This is a genomic window from Lysobacter avium (genome assembly GCF_015209745.1).
GTDB lineage: Bacteria > Pseudomonadota > Gammaproteobacteria > Xanthomonadales > Xanthomonadaceae > Novilysobacter > Novilysobacter avium.
Genome location: NZ_CP063657.1, coordinates 2,462,713 through 2,488,776, shown reverse-complemented (window position 1 = coordinate 2,488,776; position 26,064 = coordinate 2,462,713). Strand labels below are relative to the sequence as shown.

Below are 26,064 nucleotides of genomic sequence, written 5' to 3'. Positions count from 1 at the left end.
CGGATGCCTCGGCTTGAGCGTCCGAGCAAGGAAACAACAATCAGGACACTGGCACAGAACTCGATGCGTTCGACTGCCTACTGATCCGGTAATGGCTGACCTCAGCCTGTTTGACCAGGTTGCGATCATCAGACCGCCAGTTCAGCACGGCATCGGCAGCGGCACGATCTGCATCAACTGCGATCCTTATAGGCAAGTAACCTAAGTGCATTGAAGACAACCAGCAACGTCGAACCTTCATGAATCGCGACTGCCGGCCCGATCCCGAGGCCGAAGATCGTAGCTGGCACAAGCAAGGCGACGATGCCGAGGCTGACAAACACGTTTTGGCGGATCACGCCACGGGTGTGCCGGCTGAGCCCGACCGCGAAGGGCAGGTTGCGCAGATCGTCCGCCATCAGCGCAACGTCTGCGGTTTCAAGCGCCACATCGGAGCTGGCCGCACCCATCGCGATGCCGACGGTTGCATTGGCCATCGCCGGTGCGTCGTTGACGCCATCTCCGACCATCGCGACCTTGTCCTGCTCCCTCAGCTTGCGTATCGACTCGACCTTGTCCTCGGGCATCAGGTCGCCCCAGGCCTCATCCAGACCCACATCCCGTGCAATCGCATCAGCGACCTTCTGGTGGTCGCCGGAGATCATGATCATGCGGCGGATACCGAGTTCGCGCAGACGCTGAAGCGCCTCGCGAGCCCCGGCGCGTGGCGTGTCGAGCAGACCGATCGCTCCAAGATCCCGGGTGCCGCGCCGCACCACCATCGAGGTGCGGCCCGCTTCGCGCAGTTGCGCGATGGACGCGGCAGCGGACGCGCCGAGCGGCGCAATGCCCTCGGTGCCGAACATTTCCGCCTTGCCGATCCAGACAGTCTCGTCACCAAGCGTGGCGGTCACGCCGCGGCCGATGAGGTTCTGCATGCCACTGGCGGCTGGAATCGCGATGTCACCCAATCGTTCGCGGCCGTCGCGCGCAATGGCGGCTGCCAAGGGGTGGTCGCTCAGCGACTCGACAGCGACGGCGACCGTCAACAGCTCGTCTTCCGACACGCCCTCGATCGGCAGGACGTCGGTGATGCGCGGACGGCCTTCGGTCAGGGTGCCGGTCTTGTCGAACGCCATCGCGTTGAGCGACCCGAGTTCCTCCAGTGGCGCGCCGCCCTTGATCAGCACCCCGCCACGTGCCGCGCGGGCGATGCCCGACAGCACCGCGCTTGGTGTGGCAATGGCCAGCGCGCACGGGCTGGCGGCCACCAGCACCGCCATTGCGCGGTAGAAGCTGTCACGGAATGGCTCGTCAATCACCACCCACGCAAAAAGCAGCAGGATGGCCAGCGCCAGAACCGCTGGAACGAAGATGCGCTCGAACTTGTCTGTGAAGCGCTGCGTCGGCGACTTGCGTGTTTCGGCCTCGCTGACCATCTTGACGACCCGCGCCAACGCCGAGTCGCCCGATCGCCTTGTGACCTCGATCTCGATCGCGCCACTGCCGTTGATCGTGCCGGCGAATACGCGCGACTCTGCATCGATGCTATCGGGTTGTGCACGGGCTTCCGTAGGGTCGCCCACGGGACGCTTGTCCACCGGAATGCTCTCGCCGGTGACAGGTGCCTGATCGACGCTGGTCGTGCCGAGCAGAATGAAGCCATCGGCAGGCAGACGTTCGTTCGGCCTGACCAGCACCACGTCGGCGACTGCGAGCTCTTCAACCGGAACCTCACGCACCGTACCGTCGCGTCGCACAGTGGCTGTCTCCGGGGCGAGCTCGGCCAGTGCTTCGATGGCGCGCTTGGCACGTCCCATCGCGTAGTGCTCGAGTGCGTGCCCCAGGCTGAACAGGAACAGCAGCAGCGCACCCTCGGCCCACGAGCCGAGCGCCGCGGCGCCCGCGGCGGCGACCAGCATCAGCGAGTCGATTGCGAAACGCTTCAGGCGCAGGTTGTCGATCGCCTCGCGCAACGTGTAAAAGCCACCGAAGACGTAGGCCGCGACGTAGCACGCCAGGGGCGCCCATGCCGGCGCCCCCGGAGCGAGCTTCTCCATGGCGAAGCCGACCACCAGGAAGGCCCCGCATATCAGCGCAAAGATCAGTTCGGTGTTGGGTCCCAATAGGCCACCATGCGCATGCCTCTCGTCCTTGCCGTGTGCATGGCCGTCGCCATCGCGGTGCACATGTTCCGCTTTGCCGTGCTGCTTCCCCTTGCCGCTGGCCGGCACGATTTTCATGCCGGCAAGAACGGCGAGGATGCGATCCTCAGAAACTTCCGAGCGGTCGAACTCGACATGCATCATGCCGGTGGCGCTGGCTTCGGCCCCCAGGATGCCCGGCAGCGACTTGAGCCGTTCCGCCACGGTGCGCGCACGACGCTCGTGACCAATGCCCTCTACTTCCCACAAGACATGTCCATAACGGTCGCTGATGGCCGCACCAGCCCCTTCCACCAAGTCACGGATGCGCGCAAGCGGCACGGTATCCGGGTCGTAATGAATACACACCTGCGCTGGCGTGCTGCCGACGCCAGCACGTACGTGCACCTCTTGGATGCCGTTGCGTCCCTTTAAATCATCGATCAATCGTCCGACGCAGGCATCCGCTTCATGCGGTACTTGCGGCAGCAGGATGTGCAAGTCGATACGCAGCGTTTCGGTCATGGCCATCCTACTTTGAGGTCAAGGTGAGGGTTGCTATAGAACTTGCAAAAGCGTCTTAATTAGCATGACACCGCTCGGCGGAGTGGCTTGCCATGTGTGTCCGGATGGTTGCTCGGAGGTCGTCGACCGCCGCGCAAACCGATTCGCCTACTCTGGAGATTGCCTGTCCTCGCGTACGCTCTTCAGGATCTCGATCCCGCCCTTGAAAGCGACTGCGGCGATTAATGCGCCCGCCACGAGATCCGGCCACGACGTGCCCAGCCACAGCACAAGTCCACCTGCGACGATGACGCCGCCATTGGAAATGAAGTCATTCAAGCTGAAGGTCTCCGCGGCCTTCATGTTGACGTCGTCGGAACGGATGCGCCGCAACAGGACGAGGCACCACATGTTGATGGCAGCCGCCACCAGTGCGAGCACCATCATCACCGGGCCCAGCGGCTCCGCGCCATAGAGCCATCGCCTGACGACGTCCGCCATGACTGCAGCAGCGAATAGCAGCAGCATGACGCCCGACACCGACGCCGCCCCACGTTTCCACGCGGGACGACGGTCGATGGCGATGTAGCTCAGCAGATACACAGCCGCATCCGACCCGTTGTCTAGGGCGTTCGCGAGCAGTGCGCTCGAGTCGGCCATCCAACCGGCCACCCCCAGCCCGGAGAACAGGCCGAGGTTCCACAACAGGACCTGTCGCAGGATGCGCTTGTGCGAGGCGACTTCGGCCGTCATGTCGCATGTCGCCGGGGGCGATGCTGCTTCAAGGCCTGCGCAGCGAAAGTGGGCAGCACCAGCAAGGTCAGCACTGTGGCCGTGATCAGGCCGCCGATAACGACGGTTGCCAGTGGCTTTTGCACTTCGGCACCGGATCCCGTTGCGATGGCCATCGGGATGAAGCCCACGATTGCCACCAGCGCCGTTGTCAGCACCGCACGCAGGCGACTTGCCGCGCCGGCGGCGGCAGCCTCCAGCGGCGAATCGCCGGCTGTCAGATGCTCGCGGATCGCCTGCATCATCACCAGCCCATTGAGCGTGGCTACGCCCGAGACGGCAATGAAGCCCACGGCTGCCGATACCGAGAAGGGCATGCCGCGGAAGAGCAGCGCCAATGCACCACCTACCAGCGCCAATGGCACGCAGACGAATACCAGTGCGGCTTCTCGGATCGTGCCCAGCGCCATGTACAGCAGGCTTCCGATCAGCAGGAACACGATCGGAATCACCAGCATCAATCGCGCCTCCGCGCGCTGGAGGTTCTCGAACTGTCCGCCCCAGGTCAGGTACACGCCCGCTGGAAGCGACACGTCGGCTACCGCAGCCTGCGCCTCCTGAACGAAGCCGCCCAGGTCGCGGCCACGGACGTTGGCCTGCACCACGATCCGCCGGCTGCCGTTGTTGCGGCTGATCTGGTTGGGACCTTCGCTGATCTCGATGCGTGCGACAGACGACAGCGGCACCACCGTGCCGTCCGGCGCAACGATGGGCAGCGCAGCGAGTTGCGCCGGATCGTTGCGCGCTTCCTCGCCGAACCGGATCACCACATCGAAGCGACGATCACCTTCGAAGATCTTGCCCGTTGAGGCCCCGCCGACGCCGGTCGCGAGCGCTTCGCTGACGTCCGCGGCGGTCAAGCCGTACTGCGCGGCTGCTGCGTGATCAACCCGCACCGTAAGCGTCGGCAATCCCGAGACCTGCTCCACGCGGACGTCGGCCGCGCCTTCTACCGCGCGTAGCTTGAGTGCAACCTGGTCCGCGGCCTTCTGCATGGTGTCGAAGTCGTCCCCGAAGACCATGACGGCCAGGTCGGTGCGCACGCCGGAGATCAGCTCGTTGAATCGCAGCTCGATGGGCTGGCTGAAATCATAGGCGTTGCCGATCTGGTTGCCGACGACGGTTTCGAGCCGGCTGATCAGTTCGTCCTTGCCCAGTGATCCGTCAGGCCATTCGGAGCGCGGCTTGAGCACGATGACGCTGTCGGAGATGTTCGTGGGCATCGGATCGATGGCTGCCTCCGCGGTACCGGTACGAGAGAAAATCGTCTCTACCTCCGGCTCGCTCGTAATCGCCTTCTCCAGCTCGAGCTGCATCGTCAGCGACTGTTCCAGCGAAGCGGATGGAACCCGCAAGGCCTGCATCGCGAGGTTGCCTTCATCGAGTGTGGGCATGAACTCCCGGCCAAGCGAGAGGAACGCCGTCAGGCCGATCGCAAGCATGAGGACGGCACCGGCCAGAACGGTGCGTGGCCGCGTAACCGCGATGCGAATCGCCGGTTCGACCTTGCTGCGCACGATACGGATGATGCGGGTTTCATGTTCGCCGCTGTGACCGTTCCCAGCTCCCTGATCCGATGCTTGCGCAGGCGGGGCCTTGGGCTCGCGCACGAACAGTGCAGCCATCGCCGGCACGAACGTGAAGGAGAAGATGAACGCACCGATCAGTGCGAGCATGAAGGTCGCCGCCATCGGCTGGAACGTTTTGCCCTCGACACCCTCCAACGTCAGGATGGGCGCGAACACCAGCAGGATGATCAGCTGACCGAACGCGGCAGGCCGCACCATCTTGCGCGCCGCCTGGATCGCCACGCCCAGACGCTCGCCCGTAGACAGTGCGCGACCCAGTTCGGCCCGCTTCTGGCCAAGCATGAGCAGAGTGGCTTCGATCACAATTACCGCGCCATCGACGAGGATGCCGAAATCGAGCGCGCCAAGGCTCATCAGGTTGCCGCTGATCCCGAAGCGGTTCATGCCGATGACCGCAAACAGGAACGACAACGGGATCACCAGCGCTGTGACGGCCGCCGCACGGAAGTTGCCCAGCAGCAGGAACAGCACGGCAACCACTAACAACGCGCCCTCGGTCAGGTTCTTGGCGATCGTCTTGACCGTCGAATTCACCAGCACGCTGCGATCGAGCACGGGTTCGGCCACGATGCTGGGCGGCAAGGAACGATTGACCTCGGCGAGGCGTTCGGCCGCGGCTTGCGCCACGGTGCGGCTGTTGCCCCCAGCAATCATCAACGCCGTTCCAAGCACGGCTTCGTGACCATCGCGCGTGGCAGCGCCCAGACGCGGTGCCTGCCCCAGGCCAACGCTCGCCACGTCCGCGACGCGGATAACGAGGCCGTCGCGGTTGGCGACCGGCGCCTGTGCGAGATCGTCGACGGTTTGCGCCAGGGCGTCAGCCCGGACGATCAGGCCTTCGCCCGCACGTTGGATGAACCCGGCGCCCGCCTGGACGTTGGAGCGTTCCAAGGCCACCACGAGGTCACCCAAGCCCAGGCCGTAGGCCGCCAACCGTTCGGCGTTCGGGCGGATCGCATACTCCTTGACGTAGCCGCCGATCGTGTCGACACCCGCGAGTCCCGGGGCAGAGCGCATCTGCGGTGCGACGATCCAGTCCTGCACGGTGCGGAGGTAGGTGGCGCGCGCCTCCGGCGTCGTCAGCCGGTCGCCTTCGGGCGTCAGATAGACGCCCTCGGCCTGCCAGCCAGGCTCATTCGGTGGAACAACGCTCTCTGGATCGAACGACGTGAAGTCCACCGTCCACATCAGCACCTCGCCAAGCCCCGTGGTCACCGGTGACATCATCGGCGTCACTGCTTCGGGCAAGTCCTCCTGCACTTCGCGCATGCGTTCCGCCACTTGCTGGCGCGCGAAGTAGATGTCGGTCTGGTCGGTGAAGATCGCGGTGACTTGCGAGAATCCGTTGCGCGAGATCGAGCGGGTGCTGGTCAGTCCCGGGATACCGGCCAAGGCCGTTTCAAGAGGGTAGGTGACCTGGCGCTCGATCTGGCCGGGCGCCAGCGCCGGGGCGATCGTGTTTATCTGAACCTGGCGATTGGTGATGTCCGGCACTGCGTCAACGGGAAGCGTGCTGAGCTGGAACAAGCCGTAGGCCGCGATGACAGCCGCGGCGAAGACAACGGCCCATCGGTAGCGGACGGCCGTTTCAATGATGATCTTGAACATGTGGGGTCCTCAGTGACCGTGCTCGGCTTCGCCCTTGGCGAGCTCGGCTTTGAGCAGAAATGCATTCTTTCCGGCGATGCGTTCATCGCCAGACAGTCCGTTCAGGATCTCGATGTGCCCGCCCGCCCGTCGACCTGCCAGCACCGGCAGTGCACGAAAGCCCGTGTCGCCCGCCACGAACACCACAGAACGTCCGTCAACGTTCTGCACGGCATCAACAGGCACGGTCAGGCTGTCGCTACCTTCACCGGAGACGATCACACCGGCGACCGCAGACCCTGCAGGTGGCAATGGACCGGATTCCGGCCGCGCACGGATGATCGCCATGCCCCCCTGTTCGCGTACATCGGCTGCGACGCCAAGCACGATGGCGGCGAAGTTTCCGCTCGGGGCAATGACCTCGACCCGCGCTCCGGGAGCGATCTGCGCCGCAAGCGCCGGTGGCGCCGAAAAGACCAGCTCAGTCTTCGATGGATCGGAGACGTTCGCGATGATGTCGCCGGCGCTGACGAAACCACCGGGAGCCACCTGTACTGCCCCCACGACGCCCTGGACGGGGCTGGTAATCGTCACCCGCCCGCCTGAATCGGGCGCACCTGCTGCGTGCGCCTGAGCAGCCGCTGCACGGGCACCCGCGTCGGCAGCAAGCGACCTTGCGCGAGAGGTTTCCAGATCTTGGCGCGCAACGACGCCCTGAGTCACCAGCGACCGGTCGCGCTGATACACCAACCTCGCCGCCTCAGCCTCCGCACGTGCGGCATCGGCGTTGGCGCGCGTCGTTGCCGCCTCGCCGCTGACTACCACTGCAAGGGGATCGCCCGCGCGTACGCGCGTCCCCGGCGCCACGATGACGCGTTCGACGCGTCCGCTGATCGACGCTGCGACAGTGGCGCGTGCCCCGATGGCAGGCTCGACGCGGCCACTCAGCCTGGTTTCCTCACCACCGCCACGGCCCACTGCGACGACATTGATACCCGAAGCTTCAATCTGCTCCGGCGTCAAGGCAACGAGACCCTCCTCGTCCTTGCCCTCTCCAGCGTCACGGCCTTGCTGTTCCGTTTCATCATGGCCGTCTTTCGCGCCATGATCCGTGTGGCTTTCCTGCTTCTGATCGTCCCCCTGCGACGCATGACCGTCATCATCGGAGTGGCCCGCGCTGAGGGTTTGCGTCCCCGATCCAATAGGGAGCTTCGCCAGGCCGAAACCAAGCACGAGGGCCGCGAGAAGCGCAGCGGTAAGCATCAGTTGATTCTTTGTAGTGATGTTCATTGTGCTTCCCGGAACGGAATGCGGCCTTCCAGGCCCGCCAGGTCGATTTCTGCAAGGACGCGTGCGATACGTGCGTCCACGGCGGTAGCGCGCGATGCATTCAATGCCGCGCGCGTGCTGCGAAGTTCAAGCAACGAGATGCGGCCGGCATCGAAGCCGATGCGGGCAAGCCGGTAGGCTTCCTCAGCAGCAGCAACGCCGCTATCCGAAGCTTGCGCACGCATGTTGGAGGCGGAGAGCGTTGCTTCTGCCGCAAGTCGCGCAGCCTTCACATCTTGTTGTTGCGCGACAAGACGCGCCTCCGCAGCGCGTTGATCCGCGTAGGCGGCGCTGATACCACCGCGGTTACGATCGAACAACGGCAGCGACACGTTCAAGCCAACAATCAACGCGTCATCTCCCGTCTCCCGGAAGCGACGCGCGCCAATCGTCGCGTTGACGGCGGGACGCGCACGCCGCTGTTCAACTGTGATGCGGCGATTGGCCGTTTCATATTCGGCTTGTGCAATACGAACGGCCAGCGGGACATCGGTATCGAGCGCATTCACCGGGGGGCTGCGATCCAAAAGGCTGTCGCGGATCGCCTGGACCGGTTCGTCAAGCATGGCAATTGCAGACAGACGCGCGAAGGCCGCATCGCGCATCGCCTGCATCTGGCCCAAGGTCGCGCGTGCGGCTTCGGCTTCGCTGTCGGCCTGGACGCTGCGCAGCGTGGCCTCGCGTCCTTCCTTGACCAGCAGGCTCACCGCACGCGCATCCTGTTCGGCCAGCGACAGCGCTTCTGCCGCAAGTTCATAGCGACGGGCTGCCGCCTCGGCCTCCGCATACACCAGTGCCAAGCGGCCAGCGGCCTGCCAGAGCATCTGCTCACTCCGCAAGCCGACTGCGTTGGCCTCGGCACGGGCGGCGTTGATCCGGGCGCCACGCTGGCCAAACAGCTCAAGCGGCTGGCTGATCGACACGGTGGTGTCGGCATTTCCAAGACCGGTGTACGGGCCGGTGCCGTAGACGTTCTCGGCTTCCAGCCCGATGGTCGGATTGGGAAGCGCACGGGCTTGCTGGGCGCGCGCATTGGCGGCGTCAGATAGAGCTTCGGCTTCCATCGCGGAAGGCGTCTGCTCGAGCCTGGCGATCAGGGACTCGTAAGAGGGTGCGACCAGGCCTGGTGGCGACGCCATGGACGGCGCTGCGCACACCAAGACAGCCACAGCCAGACCAACCGCTGCGAGCGGTCGACCAAGCAAATTGTGCATTGGGAACTCCTGGATCAAAAATGACGTGGGATGCCCGCAAGCGGCGGGCGCAGCACATCAGATCCTGGGAGGCTCTATGGGTCGGTCGGAGACAATCGAACGATGAGCATCGTCCTGAAACGCTAGATGAGCGCCACCCTGATAGATCCGCAGACCCACAGCTTCGTTCAAAGGAACGCTTCCCATCGTGTGATGACAATGGTTGTGGGCACAAACGCCATGTGGCTTCTCGGAATCATCCCTTTCACCGGGCGAGTCTTCAGCTTCATCCGTGACCATTTCGGTCGAATGGCCTGATGCCGGCTCCAGCGCACACGCGAACGCGTCGAGCACGGGAACGATCAGCATGGCTGCAATCAGCAGCATGGCGACCCTCCGGCTCAAGTTGTTCAGCAAACGATGCATCGGCGGATTATAGGGGGTCTTCGTTGGGGATACAATAACAATCGGTCGGTACATGCGCGCACGTTGTATGCGGCCAGCGAGTCCACGCTTTGGAGGCAACCCTCCGCTGGTCCAGGTACCTAAAGGTGCCGGAGGCACCCTGCAGGCCGCTAGTCAGAACCACAGGCGGAGCAAAAGCAGGCGGCGCAGCCCGGAGCCCTTCACTCACCCATCTTAGATCGGTGTGGACCGTTCCACACAACGGCTACGGCGGAGGATGCCGCAACGTGTCGAGGATGGCGCAGTCCCCCCGTTCGCCGCCGCTACAGCCGTCGATCACGCGCTCGAGCTCCGAAGCCATGCGCTCCAAATCGCCGAGTCGGGCTCGGATGTCCACAAGGTGAAGACGGGCCAAGTGATCCACCTCCTGGCAGGACAGGCCATCGTCCTCGGCCAAAGCGAGCAGGCTACGGATCTCCTCCAGCGAGAAACCCAAGTTGCGACCCCGGCTTATGAAACGTAATCGGTCCACGTCCGCCGGCCGGTAGTCGCGGTACCCGCCCGTGGTGCGCGGCGGTGCAGCGAGCAGCCCGATGCGCTCGTAGTAGCGCATTGTCTCCGGGTGACATCCGCTGAGTCTCGCAGCCTCTCCCATCTTCATCGCCCTTGACCCCGTAGTGGCTACAGGCTTTAGGATTACTCGCCTGTCGGCGCTGCGCAATCACTGCAACCCAACCCATCTGGAGACTCGACAATGGCTGATTCGTGCGGCTGCGGAGGCACGGTGGATGTCCGCGCGCTCGAAGCGGGACAGAGGCGCGTTCTACTGATCGTTCTGACGATCAATATCGCCACCTTCGCGATGATGATCACCGCCGCGCTATACAGCGGGTCGTCCTCGTTACTGTCGGGCAGCCTCGACAACCTCGGTGACGCACTCACCTATCTGCTGAGCCTGGCGGTGGTCGGTGCCAGCCTGCGCGCCAAGGCCGCGGTTGCCGTGGTCAAGGGCTTGCTGATCCTGGGAGCAGCAATCGCTGTGGCCGCTCAGATCGGTTGGCGCCTCGCCCACCCGGGTGTCCCGATTTTCGAGGCCATGGGCCTTGCGGCGGCGGTCAACCTTGCCTTCAACGGCCTGTGCCTGTGGTTGCTGACCCCGTACCGATTCGGCGACGTGAACATGGCGTCGGCGTGGGAGTGTTCGCGCAACGACATTTATGAAGGCTTCGCAGTGCTCTTGGCTGCCGCCAGTGTGTGGATGTTCGACGCCGGCTGGCCGGATCTTGTTATTGCAACGGTGCTGTTGCTGATGTTCCTACGCTCGGCGTGGCGGGTGCTGCGTTCGGCGTTCAAAAGCTATCGGGAAGCGGCGTAAGCCTGTCGAAATGGTGATGTCGGGAGATGATGAGTTCATGCCGGCTACTCCGCGAGATGGACGGATGGTCAAGGCAGTGCGGCATGACCGCCAGGTAGCTGCATCCCGCCCCTGCGCGCCCGTCGAAACCAGATGCGCTCGCCGGCGCCTCCAGCAGCTTGTCGGCTACAGGGCCATGTCTTCGTAGCTGCGGGGATGGGAAACCGGTTCCAAGTGCCCGGTCACGCGCATGGCGGGAAACTCCGCCACGATCTTCTCCACAAGGTCTTCCATGGCGTCATGCCCGCGCAAGACGGTCCAGTCGCCTGGAACCAGCATGTGCATCTCCATGAACTGGCGTGCCCCGGACTCGCGGGTGCGCACGGCGTGGAATTCGATCCGGCCCGGTTCGGCGTGGGCGTCCAGAATGGCCTGGATCCTTGCGTTGTCCTCCGGCGACAGGGTCGCGTCCATCAGGCCGGAGGCGGATTCGGACATCAGCCGATAGCCGGTGACCAGGATGTTCACGCCCACCAAGATCGCGATCACCGGATCCAGCCAGTTCCAGCCCGTCAGCCACGCCAGCCCCAGGCCCACCACGACCCCGACCGAGGTGTACACGTCGGCCATCAGGTGCTTGCCGTCGGCGCGCAGGGTGATGGAGCGGTGCTCGGTGCCGACCTGGATCAGGATCCGCCCGACGACACCGTTGAGGACGGCGGCCACGATCGAAATGGCGAGGCCGATGCCGAGCGCTCCCAGCGGCTGCGGGTTGAGCAGGCGATCGATGCCCAGGTAGATGATCGAGGCCGCGGCGACGAAGATCATGATCCCTTCCAGCGCAGCGGAGAAATACTCCGCCTTGCTGTGGCCGAAGTGGTAGTCGTCGTCGGCCGGCCGGGCGGCGATGGTCAGGGAGACCAGGGCGACGATGGCGGCCACGAGGTTGACCATCGATTCGGCGGCGTCCGACAGCAGGCCCACCGAACCGGTGATCGCCCAGGCGCTGCCCTTGAGCAGCACCGTCAGCACCGCCGTCACGATCGCCAGCCACGCGTACTTCCTCAGGTCCGGCGTGGCTTCGGCCGGTCTGTCATGGGGTTTCATGGGGACTATTGTCCGCTGCGACCGCGGGCCGGGCCAGCCGGCGCATGTCGCGCAGTCGGCAGGTCCGCTCAGAACCTCGACCGCCCGCAGCAGGCGTCGTCGTTCCGGCGCGGGTCGGCACCGCTTGCGCGCCGGTCGATCCTAAGCGGAGCGCGCATAGGCTGGCAGGCATCAGGTTCACACGATGAGAAGGGCACAGCAAGCCCCTAGCCAGCCGTCCTGCGTTGAGCGAGGTTGGCTGTTTGCTTGCACGAAGCGGGTGTTCGCCTGAGCGCGCGGATTAGGGCTGGTTATCGGGGGTAGGGAGGCGACGCTCTGACGATCCTCGGCCGCAGCTTGGTGCCGCACCGACATCGGTCGCCGGAACGGAATGGCATCTCGCAGATGACACAGACGTTGTAGGGCTCCCCCCGCTCCTCAAGCCTGAGGAGCTCCTCGGCGGGCACGCGCTCGTGGGTCTGGCGCGGATTGTCGCGAGGCGATGCCGGGGGTGGGCTCGGCGTCGCCGGTTGGACGCGGCGGTCGGGTTCGAAAGCGGCCAGATCCGGCTCGGTGCTGATTACCTCGTATACGCCCCTCTCCTGCAACTCGAGGAGCGAGGCTGCCCATAGCTGGTCCGCGAGATCGCCGATCAAGTCGAACGGTGAGGGAATCAGCTCGTTCTCCCAGTCTTCGAAAAACCATGCCGAATACGGGTAAGACCGCCGAAATCCCTTGGCGCGAGCTTGCTGCCAATCTTGCTGTTGCGCGTCGAACAGCCGTTTCAGGGGCGCGTTGAAGCCAACCATCCGGCCCAGGTGCGGCACCCACTTCCCGGGCTTCAACCGGGTGCCCACGGGCTGGCCACACACGAACTGGCCCCACAGCTTCAGCTGCCAGAGGTGGGGATGGGTATCGATGAGCTGCCATCCGGTCGGGATCTGCGTGAGGAATGGGGGCAGGGGAGCCCCGCCCAGGTAGCGCCGACAGGCCAGATCGATCGCCAGTGCGTCGCGTTCGGCCAGCCGAGTCAGCTGCTCGCGCGCGGCCGCCGGCGACGACAATTCTTTGAGTGCCTCTAGGTCAGGCAAGTGTCGAGCACGCAGCTTCTGGCGGAACCGCTCCTTGCGCCGTCGATCAGCGTCCAGCTTGGCTTCCGAGCTGCGCCGCTCGGCGTCGCGCCTGGCGCGCTCGGCGAGAATCAGGGCGTTTCGGTTAGCGACCTGCTGCTCAACCTTTGCTTGGACCTGCTCGAACAAGCGCTCCGCCGTCGGCGAGTGGATCCAGAATCGAGGAGCGTCCTGAAGCACGGCGCGTTCGAATGCATCGCCCAGCACAGCATCCGCGTCCAGCTTGGACAAGTCGATCTCGATCATGGCCCAGCCGCGCTTGCGTACTAACGCGGCTTTCTCGTGGCCGACTGCGTGGGAGACCTTGACCTCCACCAGCAGCGGTACCGTGGTGGGATGCTCATCTTCGAGCACCACGTCCGGGCGCATGCCGGCCATCCACTCCTCCTCCTTGGCCTGGGCGTACTCCCACGATCGACCCGGGCGCTCCAGGGTTTCCTGATGCAACTGGTGGTCCAGATCGGACAAGTGCGCGATGCGCTCCCAAACCGGCAGGTCGAGTTGCCGCGCGGCGAGCAGGACTTGCTTGGCCATTTTATGGACGGCTGTCTCGTAACAGTGCTCGTCGCCCCCGCCCAAATAATGGGCGAAGTGCCAGCGATGGGTCCCGCCTTTCTTCGCCAGCAGCTTTCGGCCGCATCCTGGGCAATGGCAGCCGCAGGCCAGCCCACCGTCGACGGCCGACGGCGAGTACAGGAGACCATCGCGTGCTCCAAAAGGCACTTTGAGTCCCGCCGTACTGGCCTCTCGCTTGGCTAGTTCTGCCATCGGATCTCCCTGTCTCCTGGCCGAGTGTAAGGGGCTGGAGTCGGTCTCCGTCAGTCGCCACATCCACGACGATCGCTACGCAGCCGGCGCCGGAACGTGGCTGGCGCGATCTCGCTGAAGGCTGCGAGTCTCAGGCTGAGCGACCGCCTCGACTACAATTCAGCTTCGAACTGGGCTGGGGATCCTCGTCGCATGAACCAAGCTGCCTTGTCGTCATTCATCTGGTCCGTCGCCGATCTGCTGCGCGGCAACTACAAGCCGCACGAGTACGGTCGCTTCATCCTGCCCTTCACCGTCCTGCGCCGCCTCGACTGCGTACTGGCGCCCACCAAGGACAAGGTGCTGGCCGAACTCAAGAAGAAGACCGACGCTGGCATCAACCCCGACCCGTTCCTGCGGCGCCTCGTCGGCGATGCGCGCTTCTACAACACCTCGCCGATGGACCTGCCCAAGCTGCTCGGCGACCAGGACCACATCCGCCAGAACCTGTACGCCTACGTGCAGGGCTTCTCGCCGGAGGCGCGGGACATCTTCGAGCGGTTCGACTTCTACACGCAGGTCGAGCGGCTGGCCAAGGACAAGCTGCTGTACCTGGTCACAGAGAAGTTCGCCAACATCGACCTGCACCCGGACCGCGTGGACAACGCGCAGATGGGGCACGTGTTCGAGGAGCTGATCCGCAAGTTCGCCGAGCTGTCCAACGAGACCGCCGGCGAACACTTCACCCCGCGCGAAGTCATCCGGCTGATGGTCAACCTGATCTTCATCGAGGACGACGACGTGCTGACCCCCGGCAACGCCGTGGTGCGCACCATCTACGACCCCACGGCCGGCACCGGCGGCATGCTCTCGGTCGCCGCCGAGCACCTGATCGAGCACAACCCGGCCGCGCGCCTGACCCTGTACGGGCAGGAGCTCAACGACGAGTCCTACGCCATCTGCAAGGCGGACATGCTGATCCGCGGGCAGGACGTGGACAACATCGTGCCGGGCAACACCCTCAGCGAGGACGGCTTCACCCACCGCAAGTTCGACTACATGCTGTCCAACCCGCCGTTCGGCGTGGAGTGGAAGAAGGTGCAGAAGGCCGTGCGCGACGAGCACGAGCAGAAGGGCTTCGATGGCCGCTTCGGCCCCGGCCTGCCGCGCGTGTCAGACGGCTCGATGCTGTTCCTGCTGCACCTGGTGTCGAAGATGGCGCCGGTGGTCAACGGGGAGGGCGGCAGCCGCTTCGGCATCGTGCTCAACGGCTCGCCGCTGTTTACGGGTGGCGCCGGCAGCGGCGAGAGCGAGATCCGCCGCTACCTGCTGGAGAGCGATCTGGTCGAGGCCATCATCGGCCTGCCGACCGACATGTTCTACAACACCGGTATCGCCACCTACGTGTGGATCGTCAGCAACAAGAAGCCGGACGATCGCCGCGGGCAGGTGCAGCTGATCGACGCCAGCGGCTTCTGGCGCAAGATGCGTAAGAGCCTGGGGAGCAAGCGCAAGGAGATGGGCGAGGACGACATCGCCACCGTCACCCGCCTGTTTGGCGACTTCACCGAGGCCGAGCGCGTCACCGTGCTGGATGCCGACGGCCACGAGGTGGAGCAGCGCATCGTCACCGGCACCGACACCCCGCCGATGGCGCCCGAGGGCGGCAAGCTCAAGCGCGTGCCGGTCTCGCGGATCTTCGACAACGAGGCGTTCGGCTACACCACCATCACCGTCGATCGCCCGCTGCGCGACGAGTCCGGCAACATCCTCAAGTTCGAGAAGGGCAAGCAAAAAGGCCAGCCGCAGCCCGACAGCAGCCTGCGCGATACCGAGAACGTGCCGCTGGGCGAGAACATACAGGCGTACTTCGAGCGCGAGGTGCTGCCGCACGCCCCGGACGCGTGGATCGATGAGGGCAAGACAAAGGTCGGCTACGAGATACCGTTCAACCGCCACTTTTACGTGTTCGAGCCGCCTCGTCCGCTGGAGGAAATCGACGCCGAGCTGAAGCAGGTGGCCGGCAACATCATGCGGATGTTGGGGGAGCTGGTGGAATGAGTCTGCCGAGGTATCCGGCGTACAGGGATAGCGGAGTCGATTGGCTGGGCACTGTGCCGTCGCACTGGCAGGTCGATCGGCTGAAGGCGGCGATCACGTCCTGCAAGAACGGCATCTGGGGTGAGGAGCCGAAGGGTGACGACAGTGATATCGATTGCGTGCGTGTCGCAGACTTCGATCGGGCGCGACTCGTGGTTGATGGAGTAGTGCCGACGCAACGTTCCGTGACGCAGTCGGAGCGCGCTGGGAGAACGCTGCAAAGAGACAATCTGCTCCTTGAAAAATCGGGCGGCGGTGAGAGGCAGCCGGTTGGACAAGTCGTGCTTTACGACCGTGATGAGCCTGCGGTTTGTTCAAACTTCGTGGCCAAGGTGACTTTGGCGGAGGGGATGGCTCCTAGGTTCTGGATGTATCAGCACGCCGCCGCGTACGCCTATGGCGTGAATATCGTTGCCATCAAGCAGACGTCTGGCATCCAGAATCTGGACCAGTCGCAGTACTTCAACGAGAGGGGGGTGTTCCCGTCGTACGCCGAGCAGGTCCAGATTGCGAGGTTCCTGGACCGCGAAACCGCCAAGATCGACGCACTGATCGCCGAGCAGGAAAAGCTGCTGGCACTGCTGGCCGAAAAGCGCCAGGCCACCATCTCCCGCGCCGTCACCCGCGGCCTCGACGCCAACGCCCCCATGATGGAATCCGGCACCCCGTGGCTGGGCAGGGTGCCGGCGCATTGGGAGGTGAGGCCGTTGAAGAAGGTGATCGCGAGCGCCAAGGCTGGTCCGTTCGGATCAGCACTCACGAAAGACATGTACTGCGCTAGTGGCTATCGCGTCTACGGGCAGGAGCAGGTAATTCCTGCAGATTTCACGCTGGGCGATTATTTCATCGGCAGTGAGAAGTACTCAGAGCTTCAGCAGTATGCCGTCACACCAGGCGATATCTTGATCAGCTGCGTTGGGACATTCGGAAAAGTCGCCATCGTTCCAGAAGGGATTCATCCCGGCGTGATCAATCCTCGCCTCATTCGTTTACGTTCGAGGTCGCATGTCCTGGCTGAGTTCTTGGTTACGGTCCTCCGTAGCAACATTGTGTTCGAGCAATTCTCGCTGCTCAGTCGTGGCGGGACGATGGACGTGATCAACATCGGCACGCTGAATGGGATTCAAATTGCTGTGCCGCCGCTTTCTGAGCAAGGAGCCGTCTGTGACTTCGTGGTCGCAGAGTGCGCAAGGATTGATCGGCTTGGGGCAGAAGCGAAGCGGTCGGCGAGTTTGTTGCGGGAGCGCCGAACCGCCCTGATCGCTGCTGCCGTCACCGGCCAGATTGACGTGCGCGGTGCAGTGGAGGCGGAGGCGGCGTGACCGATCCTTGGCTCCGCGATGTCCCCGCAGTGTTCCGCGCACTGGCCGACCCCAGGCTTGAAAGCGCGATCCCGCGGCCGACAACCGGACCACTCGAACAGGCCTGCGCCCATTGGGGCGCGCTGCACTACACGCTGTCCAGCCTGCTGGGGTGGGCCGATGTTGGCCGCGGCCTTGCGTGGTGGTACGCCGCCGGCCAGCCGGTGGGCGATTCACCCGTGCTGGCGCTCGTGCAACGGGTGTGGGGCGCCGATGACCTCATCGACTACTACGCCGCGTGGTCCTGGTTGCCGCTGGGTGTGGGCTACGAGTTGCCGCAGTCCGCCTTGATCGGCGGCGGCCCCTCGCCTACCTGGCTCGCCCGGCATTCTCGCTGGCCGGACGAGGACTGGTGGCGCAGCTTCGCCCGGCGCGGTCAGGTCCACCACCACGATCCGTTCTACGGCGGCAGCGATCCGCTGCACCTGTCTATCCATCACGGCCCACCCACCGCCGAGCCGTCGGCGAATCCGTTGGTGCACCTGATTCCGGAACAGCGCCGCGCTGTGCTGGTCACGGAGCGGTTGGACCACTGGCTGTCCGACCTGCGCGCGCTCGAAACCCAGCTTCCACCCCTCGTCGACCGCTCATGGCGCGTCGAGGTGTTTGATCGCCGCACCGGCTATCTGGGTGAATACCGCCGAAGCCGCGTCACCGGCCGCTGGTTCACTGGCAGGCACGCCATCCACATGAAAGGGAATGAAGCGATATGAGGCATACCTTGTCGGCCAAGGAACAGCCGCTGGCCAAGATTTTCAGCGACGAGTACATGTTCTCCATCCCTGCGTATCAGCGACCTTATTCATGGGGCAGGGACCAGGCACAGGAGCTGCTGGATGACCTGCTGGGCTACATGCGCGACGCGGGCAAAACGCTCGGGGAGATTCCGCCCTACTTCCTTGGCAGCCTGGTGCTTATCAAGGGCGAGTCGTCCCCCGCCGCGCAAGTGGTGGACGGCCAGCAGCGCCTGACGACGCTCACGCTGCTGCTGGCCTGCATACGCTCTGTGGTGAAGGACGAGAACGTGCGCCGCGGCATTACGCGCCGGATCTATGACCAAGGTGACATCGTCTCGGCCACTGATAACCACTACCGGCTGACGCTGCGGGAGCGAGACATGCAGTTCTTCCGGGAACGTGTGCAGCACGAGGGAGGGATCGAGAAGCTGGTGTCCGGTGATGAGTCCTTGCCGGACAGTCAGGCCCGCCTGCGTGAAAACGCGCGTTACTTCATGTCGGTGCTCACGAATCTCGACGCCCCCCTGCTGGTGCGACTTGTCCAATTCATCGTGACGCGCTGCTATCTGGTCGCCGTGGCGACGCCCGATCTGGATTCCGCGTACCGGATCTTCGGCGTCATGAACAGCCGAGGGCTGGATCTGTCGGCCACGGATATCCTGAAGGCGGAAATCATCGGAGCGGTCCCGGAGGCGGCTCGTTCGGGCTACACCGAGAAGTGGGAAGGTCTGGAGTCCGACTTGGGGCGGGACAGCTTTGGTGAACTGTTCAGCCACATCCGCATGGTCTATCGCAAGGCCAAGCCACAGGGCACCTTGCTCAAGGAGTTCCGCGAGCATGTGGGCCCGTCCGACCCCCGGCTGTTTGTGGACAAGGTGCTGTCGCCGATGGCGCAGGCCTATCGCGAGATCAGCGATGCGGACCACGCGAGCACCCGACACGCCGAGGCGATCAACGACTCGCTGCGCTGGCTCAACCGGCTGGAGTTCAAGGACTGGATGCCCCCGGCGCTTGCTTATTTCACGCGACACTCGTCGAATCCGGACGCGTTGCTTTCGTTTGTAGCCGGTCTGGAGCGCTTGGCGTATTCAATGCTGGTGCGCAAGGCAGGGGTCAACGAGCGAATCGAGCGCTTCTCGCGTCTCACGGCTGCCGTGGAGGCCGGCGATGACCTGGAAGCCGCAGGCTCGCCATTGCAATTACCGCCCGCCGAGCAGCACGAGATGTACAGCATGCTCGAGGGGCCGCTCTATCGCACTCATTCGGCGCGAGCGCTGGGGCTCATCCTGCTTCGGATGGACGCATTGGCCTCGGACGGCAGCATGACCATGCAGCACCAGCAGGTCACGGTTGAGCACGTGCTCCCGCAGCAGCCGCGCCCGGACAGCGTTTGGGTGAAGTGGATGCCAAGCGAACAAGAGCGCCAGGGGTGGGTTCATCGTCTGGGCAACCTGGCGCTGCTCAACCGCAAGAAGAACAGTGCGGCGAACAACTACGACTTCGACCGCAAAAAGCAGGCGTACTTCAGCAAGGGTGGGGCCTGTGCGTTTCCATTGACAACGCAAGTGCTCCAAGAGACGCAATGGGATACGGCTGTCCTACAGGCTCGGCAGGCTGCCCTCCTCAAGCTGGCAGAGGATCACTGGCAATTAGCTGGACGCGCCCGGGTAGTCGCTCCGGCCGTGACGCCAGACGTGGACTCACCGGTGTTTGTGCTCGGGGGGCTTAACCAGCAGATTCGGGCGACGGGCCAGCAGGTCGATGGACAGTTCGTCGTATTCGCAGGCTCCCATGCGCGAGCGGATTGGGTCGGTGTCGATGCCGGTTATAAGGTCCTGCATCAGGATCTCGTCGAGAACGGCACTCTTGCTCCAGCCGTGGGAGAAAGTCGGGAGTTTCTTCGCGATACCTGGTTCAGCAGTCCAAGTGCAGCTGCGGCCGTGGTGTGGGGACGGTCGGCCAACGGTCGGTTGAGCTGGCGAGAGGAAGGCACCGGAAGGTCCTACGCCGAGTGGGAGGAAGGAGTCCCCGCCGGCGAACACGAACCGGAAGAAGGGGATGACGACGCCAGGGAGGAGGTGTATCGGCGCTTCTGGGACCAGTTCCTTGTCAAGGCCAACGAGCGGGGCACGCTTTTCCAGAGGCGAAACCGCAGCTCCAACCCGTGGCTTGGAGTGGGCATCGGTCGAAGCGGGTTTCGGTTCAACGTGGCCATGACACGGGCAGAAGCGCGCGTGAGCTGCCTGATCCATCACGAAGACGGGGGGACGGCGCTCTTCGACTTGCTCCATGACCAGCGTGCGGAGATCGAGGAAGCGTTCGGCGCTCCGTTGGAGTGGCTGGGCCAGGCCGATCGAAAGAGGTCAAAGATCCGGGCATTGACCGACGGAGGCTGGTCCGTTGACGAGAGCGAGTGGCCGCTTATTCAAGATCGACTGGTCGACTTGGCGTACCGAATGACGGATGTGCTGGTCCCGCGCATAGAGAAGCTGCCCAAGTGAGCACGCGTGTCGCGCTTTGCCCGAGGATGGACGCATGAACCTGCACCAGGAGCACCACTTCGAGCGCGAAATCTGCGCGCACCTTGCGGCCAACGGCTGGCTCCATGCCGAAGGTGATGCCGCCCACTACGACCGCCAGCACGGTCTGTTCCTACCCGACCTGCTCGCATGGATCGAAGCGACCCAGCCCGACAGCTGGCAGCGCCTGCTGAAGACCCATGGCCCGCAACTGGGCGATCGGCTGGCCGAGCGCGTGCGCAAGAACCTCGACGAGCGCGGCACGCTCGACGTCCTGCGCCGTGGGGTGGAGATGCTGGGGCTCAAGCAGCCGCTGTCGCTGGTGCAGTTCAGGCCGGCACTGGCGATGAACCCGGTGACCCAGCAGCACTACGCCGCCAACCGGCTGCGGGTGGTGCGGCAGGTCAAGCACTCGCCCAATCGGCCCAACGATTGCCTGGACCTGGTGCTGTTCGTCAACGGCATCGCGGTGGCGACGGCGGAGTTGAAGTCGGATTTCACCCAGAGCGTGAGCGATGCGGTGGACCAGTACCGGTTCGACCGGCACCCGCACCCCAAGGGCGGGCTGAGCGAGCCGCTGCTGGCGTTCCCCGGCGGCGCGCTGGTGCACTTCGCGGTCAGCCAGGCCGAGGTGAAGATGACCACGCGGCTGGCGGGGGAGGCCACGCGCTTCCTGCCGTTCAACCGCGGCAATGCGGGGGGCGCCGGTAACGCGCCGGACCCGGCGGGCTTCGCCACCCGCTACCTGTGGGAGGAGGTGTGGGAGCGCGACAGCTGGCTGGAGATCCTCGGCCGCTACCTGATCGGCAAGCGCGACGAGAAGAAGCAGCTGCAGGCGGTGATCTTCCCGCGCTACCACCAGCTGGACGCCACCCGGAAGCTGGTAGCCAATGTCCACGAGAACGGGGCAGGGCAGCGCTATCTGATCCAGCATTCGGCCGGGTCGGGCAAGACCAACTCGATCGCGTGGACCGCGCACTTCCTCGCCGACCTGCACCGCGACAACGAGAAGGTGTTCGACAGCGTGCTGGTCGTGTCCGACCGCAACGTGCTGGACAGCCAGTTGCAGGAGGCGATCTTCGACTTCGAGCGCACTACCGGCGTGGTGGCTACCATCACCGGTGAGCAGGGCAGCAAGAGTGCACAGCTGGGGCAGGCGCTGAAGGACGGCAAGAAAATCATCGTCTGCACCATCCAGACGTTCCCCTTCGCGCTGCAGGAGGTGCAGGAGCTGGCCGCAACCGAGGGCAAGCGCTTCGCGGTGATTGCCGACGAGGCGCATAGCTCGCAGACCGGGCAGGCGGCGGCCAAGCTCAAACAATTGTTGAGCTCGCAGGAATGGGCCGAGCTGCAGGATGGTGGCGAGATCGACACAGAGGCGCTGCTGGCCGCGCAGATGGGCGCGCGCAGCGCCGAGTCCGGCCTAACCTACATTGCCTTCACCGCCACGCCGAAGGGCAAGACGCTGGAGCTGTTTGGCCGTCCCGGCCCGGATGGGCTGCCGCAGCCGTTCCACGTGTATTCGATGCGGCAGGCAATCGAGGAGGGCTTCATCCTCGACGTGCTGCGCAACTACACGCCCTACGACCTGGCCTTCCGCCTCGCCCATGACGGCAAGGAAATCGACCACACCCAGGTCGAGCGCAGCACCGCGATGAAGGGAATCATGCAGTGGGTCCGCCTGCACCCGTACAACATCGCCGCCAAGGTGCAGATCGTGGTGGAGCACTACCGCGAGAACGTGCGGCCGCTGCTGGAAGGCAAGGCCAAGGCGATGGTGGTGGTGTCGTCCCGGCAGGAAGCGGTGCGCTGGCAGAAGGCTATTCGCGCCTACATCGAAAGCCGCGACTACCCGCTGGGTGTGCTGGTGGCGTTCTCGGGCGAGGTAAATGACCCGGATAGCTACCCGGAGCCGGTCACCGAGACCAGCAAGCTGCTCAATCCCGGTCTGAAGAATCGCGACATCCGCGAGGCCTTCGCGCAGCCGGAGTTCCATCTGCTGCTTGTGGCCAACAAGTTCCAGACCGGCTTCGACCAGCCGCTGCTGTGCGGCATGTACGTGGACAAGAAGTTGGGCGGCATCCAGGCCGTGCAGACGTTGTCGCGCCTCAACCGCGCCCACCCGGGCAAGGACACCACCTACGTGCTGGACTTCGTCAACGAAGCGGGCGACGTACTCAAGGCGTTCAAGACGTACTACGAGACCGCCGAGCTCGAGGCGACCACCGACCCCAACCTGATCTTTGACCTGCGGGCGAAGCTGGACGCCGCTGGGCACTACGACGACTTCGAGGTAGAGCGGCTGGCCAAGGTCGAGATGGACCCGCGTGCCACACAGGCGCAGCTGGTGGCTGCCATCCACCCAGTCGCCGACCGGCTGCTGAAGCGCTACAAGGCGGTGCAGCAGTCTCGTACGGCGGCGATGGAGGCCGATGATGGCGAGGCGGAAAAGTCAGCAAAGGATGAGCTGGACGCACTGGTCCTCTTCAAGGGCGACATGGCCTCGTTCAATCGCCTGTATGCCTTCCTGTCGCAGATGTTCGACTACGGCAACACCGCTATCGAGAAGCGATTCATGTTCTACCTGCGCCTGCTGCCGTTGCTTGAGTTCGGCCGCGAGCGTGACACGGTGGATCTGTCAAAGGTGGTGCTGACACACCACACCCTGCGCAGTGGCGGCAAGCAGCCGCTTAACCTCAATGCCGACGGCAGCTACAAGTTGCCGCCCTTGGATGCGGTGGGCAGTGGCCGGGTGCAGGACAAGCAGCAGGCGTACCTCGCCGAGATCATCGAGAAGGTCAACGGCCTGTTCGAGGGGCAGCTGACGGATGACGACCAGTTGGTCTACGTCAACGGCGTGCTCAAGGGGAAGTTGCTGGAGAATGAGACCCTGATCCAGCAGGCAGCCGGCAACAGCAAGGAACAGTTCGCCAACTCGCCCGACCTCAAGCAGGCGCTGATGAACGCGATCATGGACGCGCTGGACGCGCACAACACAATGAGCAGCCAGGCGCTGGCCTCGGAGCGTGTGCGCGAGGGCCTCAAAGACATCCTGATGGGACCGGCGCAGCTTTACGAGGCCCTTCGTGCGCAGGGGGAGGTTCCGCGTGCCAATGGTTGACCTTGTCGCAGCCAAGCCCGGAACTTGGGTCCGATTTGGGACGTTTATCGGGGGTAGGGGAGTCCGCTTTCGACGCTTGACGGGCGCTTGTCCCGTTCAGAACGACGGGACTAGGAAATATCCGCCCTCGCCGCGAACTAGATGGAACGGTTGAACGATTCGAACTCGGAATAAAGTTCATCGAAGGTGATGATGCGCACCCGTGATCCCAGTGCGTCTCTTTGCATCTCAAATGCAGCTCGTTTCGTTGGCGTATCAAGTTCCCTCTCTGCATCGCCTGCGATAACAACACACCTTGCCGCATCGACCTGGAACTCGAATGCGGCTTCATGCTGCTTTTGGAAGTAGTTTTTAGTGAGCTCCGCTCGCTGCGACATAACTTGCGAGATACTCCCGGAAAGTTCTAATGAAAGAGGAAATGTTTTGCGATACGCAGTTCCAAGCAGCTTCGTTCCGGGGGTCTTGAGTTCAACTAAAGTGACGTTGTTAGTTATTGAGTGCTTCGCTAGGTAGTCTGTAATCCGATCTCCGGATCCATCCAAACTGCCTGTGCCAACATGTTGCTGCTCTCCCACAACCACGACATGTCCACCCAAAACGCGTGACAGAAGCATTGAGCGGGAGGCAAGCTCATCCTGCCAAACAGCCTCTGTGTCCCTAGCCGCTGCGTCGCGCATGTCGTTCCAAAATTGGAGTGCCTCTTGAACGCCTACGGCAACCATGCCTCGGGCGACCAAAGGAACCACATCTTGCTCAAGCTTGTACCTCGCGATGCCGAGCACCAGGTTTGCAAAACTAATGACTTCATCTTCTATGCTCTTGAGTTCCTCCATTGCGTCATGAACGTTGTCGGCTAACTTCTTAAGGTCGCCGAACCTAATAATTTGCCAAGAGAGATTCGGGTCCTTCGCGACTTCACTTGATGCCTGAAGGCCATCTGGGTACCTATCTACAATCCTTGCTTTGAGCTCTTCCTTCAATTCTTTAAAATCATCAAGAATTTCACTAAATGCATCCTGAGTTACGTTATCGATACTAAGCATCTTGATGTCTATAGCGCGAGATACATCATCGACCGAGAGGGGAGCTCCTTTTGATAAATCTCTTGAACGATTGAATATCGAGATTATTGAATCAAACTTTTCATCGCTTAACGTGCTCATTCTCTGTTCTCCAAGGGATTCGATGGATTTATCGGGGGTAGGAAAGAGCAGTTCCGTGACCCAGAACGGGACATTTAAGCTACTTGCTAAGAGTGGATTCTGATCAGCCAAACGCGGTTACCAGAAAGATGGCAGAACAGACATAGGTTGACGCTTCACACATGAGAGCAGAGCCGACGCGTCTTCAGCGCGACAACGCGCTCGGCCGAGCCAAGTGGCCCTGGATCACCAGCACGCAGATCGACACGGCGTCTTGGGCATGTGTGCGGATGTCCAGCAGCGTCTCCGGCGGCACCGGCGCCGTCTTCTTATCGCTACTGTCGAGCACGCACAAGATCGCCGTGCGCTTGGATTTGGCTACGGCATAGCTGGCGGTTTGGGCGAGGAATGGTTCGCACTGATCAACAGAGCTGACTAGCGTGTCAACGGCCTTGAGCTCGATCGGCATTCCGCGCAATGACAGATCAGTGATGCCGCCGGCTGCATGGGCGTGCTCGTCCAGATCCGCGCCGATCAACGGATGGCGACGCAACTCTGCGCGTACGTACCGTTGAAACGCTGCTTCATCCCATCTTCCCTTGAACTCGGCATCTTGAACCGCACGGCCGGCCAAATTGCACAGCGCGGCGAGCACGAGCAGCGCATCGGCGGTTTCCGCTTGCGGCACACCCGGGCGGCGACGCAGCACTTCCCGAAGTGCGAACAGCGTTTGGTCCAGCCCTTGATAGCCGCAGATCTGCAGTTTTGTGGTGTCGGCACCGTCCACGATCAGCGTGCGGTGGCCTACAACGGCCACCGGTTGATCCCCGCGTTCAGGGATGAATTCGGCGGTGTACTTGAACTCGAAAGGGCGCGCGTGCATGCCCTGCGGCAGCAGCAAGGCAGCGCGACCACTCTGCCGCATCGTGTATGGGGCATCGCTGTCAGGCTTCTCGAACTGAAAACTGGGGAAGTCATAAGTCGATTTCGGCTCCACGGAGATCGGTGTCAGCCGAAGCTCTCGCTTGTCTTGCGGCCAACGGGACACGCGCACTTCGATCTCCAAATCGTGAACTTCCCGAGCCGCCAGCTGGTGTACTTCCGCGGCCGGCTGGCCATCGAACTGGAACTTCAAGAACGCCACAGTCAGGTCAACCAGCGGTTCTTCTTTCGGAGCCGCCAGGTCCGCCTTGGGTTCTACCCCGATTCTGCGGACACTTTCACTAAGATCCATACTGGATCAGA

Annotated in this window: 17 protein-coding genes; 6 read left to right on the top strand and 11 right to left on the bottom strand. The window is 63.5% G+C overall.

Annotated elements, in window-relative coordinates; genetic code table 11:
• Nucleotides 1–173: 173 nt before the first annotated feature.
• The 7 genes from INQ42_RS11175 to INQ42_RS11145 form a co-directional block, all read right to left on the bottom strand.
• Nucleotides 174–2,648: a heavy metal translocating P-type ATPase gene (locus tag INQ42_RS11175; protein ID WP_194034335.1), complete on the bottom strand. Its 2,475-nt coding sequence runs from the start codon at nt 2,646–2,648 to the stop codon at nt 174–176.
• 147 nt (nt 2,649–2,795) lie between these two features.
• Nucleotides 2,796–3,380, bottom strand: coding sequence for a cation transporter (locus INQ42_RS11170; RefSeq protein WP_194034334.1), 585 nt, complete (start codon nt 3,378–3,380; stop codon nt 2,796–2,798).
• Nucleotides 3,377–6,616, bottom strand: a complete 3,240-nt coding sequence (locus INQ42_RS11165) for an efflux RND transporter permease subunit (protein WP_194034333.1) — start codon at nt 6,614–6,616, stop codon at nt 3,377–3,379. Before INQ42_RS11165 ends, INQ42_RS11170 begins: the two co-directional genes overlap by 4 nt.
• A 9-nt stretch (nt 6,617–6,625) precedes the next feature.
• Nucleotides 6,626–7,885 (bottom strand): efflux RND transporter periplasmic adaptor subunit, encoded by a 1,260-nt coding sequence (locus INQ42_RS11160; RefSeq protein ID WP_194034332.1) that lies wholly within the window; start codon nt 7,883–7,885, stop codon nt 6,626–6,628.
• A complete protein-coding gene (locus INQ42_RS11155) occupies nt 7,882–9,138 on the bottom strand; it encodes a TolC family protein (RefSeq protein WP_194034331.1) in 1,257 nt (418 codons plus the stop codon). The genes INQ42_RS11160 and INQ42_RS11155 overlap by 4 nt, the downstream gene beginning before the upstream one ends.
• Before the next feature lie 57 nt (nt 9,139–9,195).
• A complete protein-coding gene (locus tag INQ42_RS11150) occupies nt 9,196–9,504 on the bottom strand; it encodes a hypothetical protein (protein WP_194034330.1) in 309 nt (102 codons plus the stop codon).
• A 283-nt stretch (nt 9,505–9,787) separates the two neighbouring features.
• Nucleotides 9,788–10,135 carry a MerR family transcriptional regulator gene (locus INQ42_RS11145; RefSeq protein ID WP_248285384.1) on the bottom strand — a complete coding sequence of 116 codons (348 nt, stop codon included), beginning with the start codon at nt 10,133–10,135 and terminating at the stop codon, nt 9,788–9,790.
• A gap of 141 nt (nt 10,136–10,276) precedes the next feature.
• On the opposite strand from INQ42_RS11145, the gene INQ42_RS11140 reads away from it, so the two are divergent.
• Nucleotides 10,277–10,897 carry a cation transporter gene (locus tag INQ42_RS11140; RefSeq protein WP_194034328.1) on the top strand — a complete coding sequence of 207 codons (621 nt, stop codon included), beginning with the start codon at nt 10,277–10,279 and terminating at the stop codon, nt 10,895–10,897.
• A 165-nt stretch (nt 10,898–11,062) separates the two neighbouring features.
• On the opposite strand, the gene INQ42_RS11135 is transcribed toward INQ42_RS11140, so the two are convergent.
• Nucleotides 11,063–11,983, bottom strand: a complete 921-nt coding sequence (locus INQ42_RS11135) for a cation diffusion facilitator family transporter (protein ID WP_194034327.1) — start codon at nt 11,981–11,983, stop codon at nt 11,063–11,065.
• A gap of 290 nt (nt 11,984–12,273) precedes the next feature.
• Nucleotides 12,274–13,860 (bottom strand): competence protein CoiA family protein, encoded by a 1,587-nt coding sequence (locus tag INQ42_RS11130; protein ID WP_228064357.1) that lies wholly within the window; start codon nt 13,858–13,860, stop codon nt 12,274–12,276.
• Between the two features lie 192 nt (nt 13,861–14,052).
• Between INQ42_RS11130 and INQ42_RS11125 the strand changes: the two genes are divergently transcribed.
• The 5 genes from INQ42_RS11125 to INQ42_RS11105 are packed head-to-tail and all read left to right on the top strand — an operon-like array spanning nt 14,053 to nt 23,677.
• Nucleotides 14,053–15,900, top strand: coding sequence for a type I restriction-modification system subunit M (locus INQ42_RS11125; protein WP_194034325.1), 1,848 nt, complete (start codon nt 14,053–14,055; stop codon nt 15,898–15,900).
• Nucleotides 15,897–17,261 carry a restriction endonuclease subunit S gene (locus INQ42_RS11120; RefSeq protein WP_194034324.1) on the top strand — a complete coding sequence of 455 codons (1,365 nt, stop codon included), beginning with the start codon at nt 15,897–15,899 and terminating at the stop codon, nt 17,259–17,261. Before INQ42_RS11125 ends, INQ42_RS11120 begins: the two co-directional genes overlap by 4 nt.
• Nucleotides 17,258–18,013: a hypothetical protein gene (locus INQ42_RS11115; RefSeq protein ID WP_194034323.1), complete on the top strand. Its 756-nt coding sequence runs from the start codon at nt 17,258–17,260 to the stop codon at nt 18,011–18,013. Before INQ42_RS11120 ends, INQ42_RS11115 begins: the two co-directional genes overlap by 4 nt.
• Nucleotides 18,010–20,538, top strand: a complete 2,529-nt coding sequence (locus tag INQ42_RS11110; RefSeq protein WP_194034322.1) for a DUF4268 domain-containing protein — start codon at nt 18,010–18,012, stop codon at nt 20,536–20,538. Before INQ42_RS11115 ends, INQ42_RS11110 begins: the two co-directional genes overlap by 4 nt.
• Nucleotides 20,539–20,572: 34 nt before the next feature.
• Nucleotides 20,573–23,677, top strand: coding sequence for a type I restriction endonuclease subunit R (locus INQ42_RS11105; RefSeq protein ID WP_194034321.1), 3,105 nt, complete (start codon nt 20,573–20,575; stop codon nt 23,675–23,677).
• A 137-nt stretch (nt 23,678–23,814) separates the two neighbouring features.
• On the opposite strand, the gene INQ42_RS11100 is transcribed toward INQ42_RS11105, so the two are convergent.
• Together INQ42_RS11100 and INQ42_RS11095 are read right to left on the bottom strand one after the other, a co-directional pair.
• Nucleotides 23,815–24,951 (bottom strand): Shedu anti-phage system protein SduA domain-containing protein, encoded by a 1,137-nt coding sequence (locus tag INQ42_RS11100; protein WP_194034320.1) that lies wholly within the window; start codon nt 24,949–24,951, stop codon nt 23,815–23,817.
• A 73-nt stretch (nt 24,952–25,024) separates the two neighbouring features.
• Nucleotides 25,025–26,053: a hypothetical protein gene (locus INQ42_RS11095; protein ID WP_194034319.1), complete on the bottom strand. Its 1,029-nt coding sequence runs from the start codon at nt 26,051–26,053 to the stop codon at nt 25,025–25,027.
• Nucleotides 26,054–26,064 lie beyond the last annotated feature (11 nt).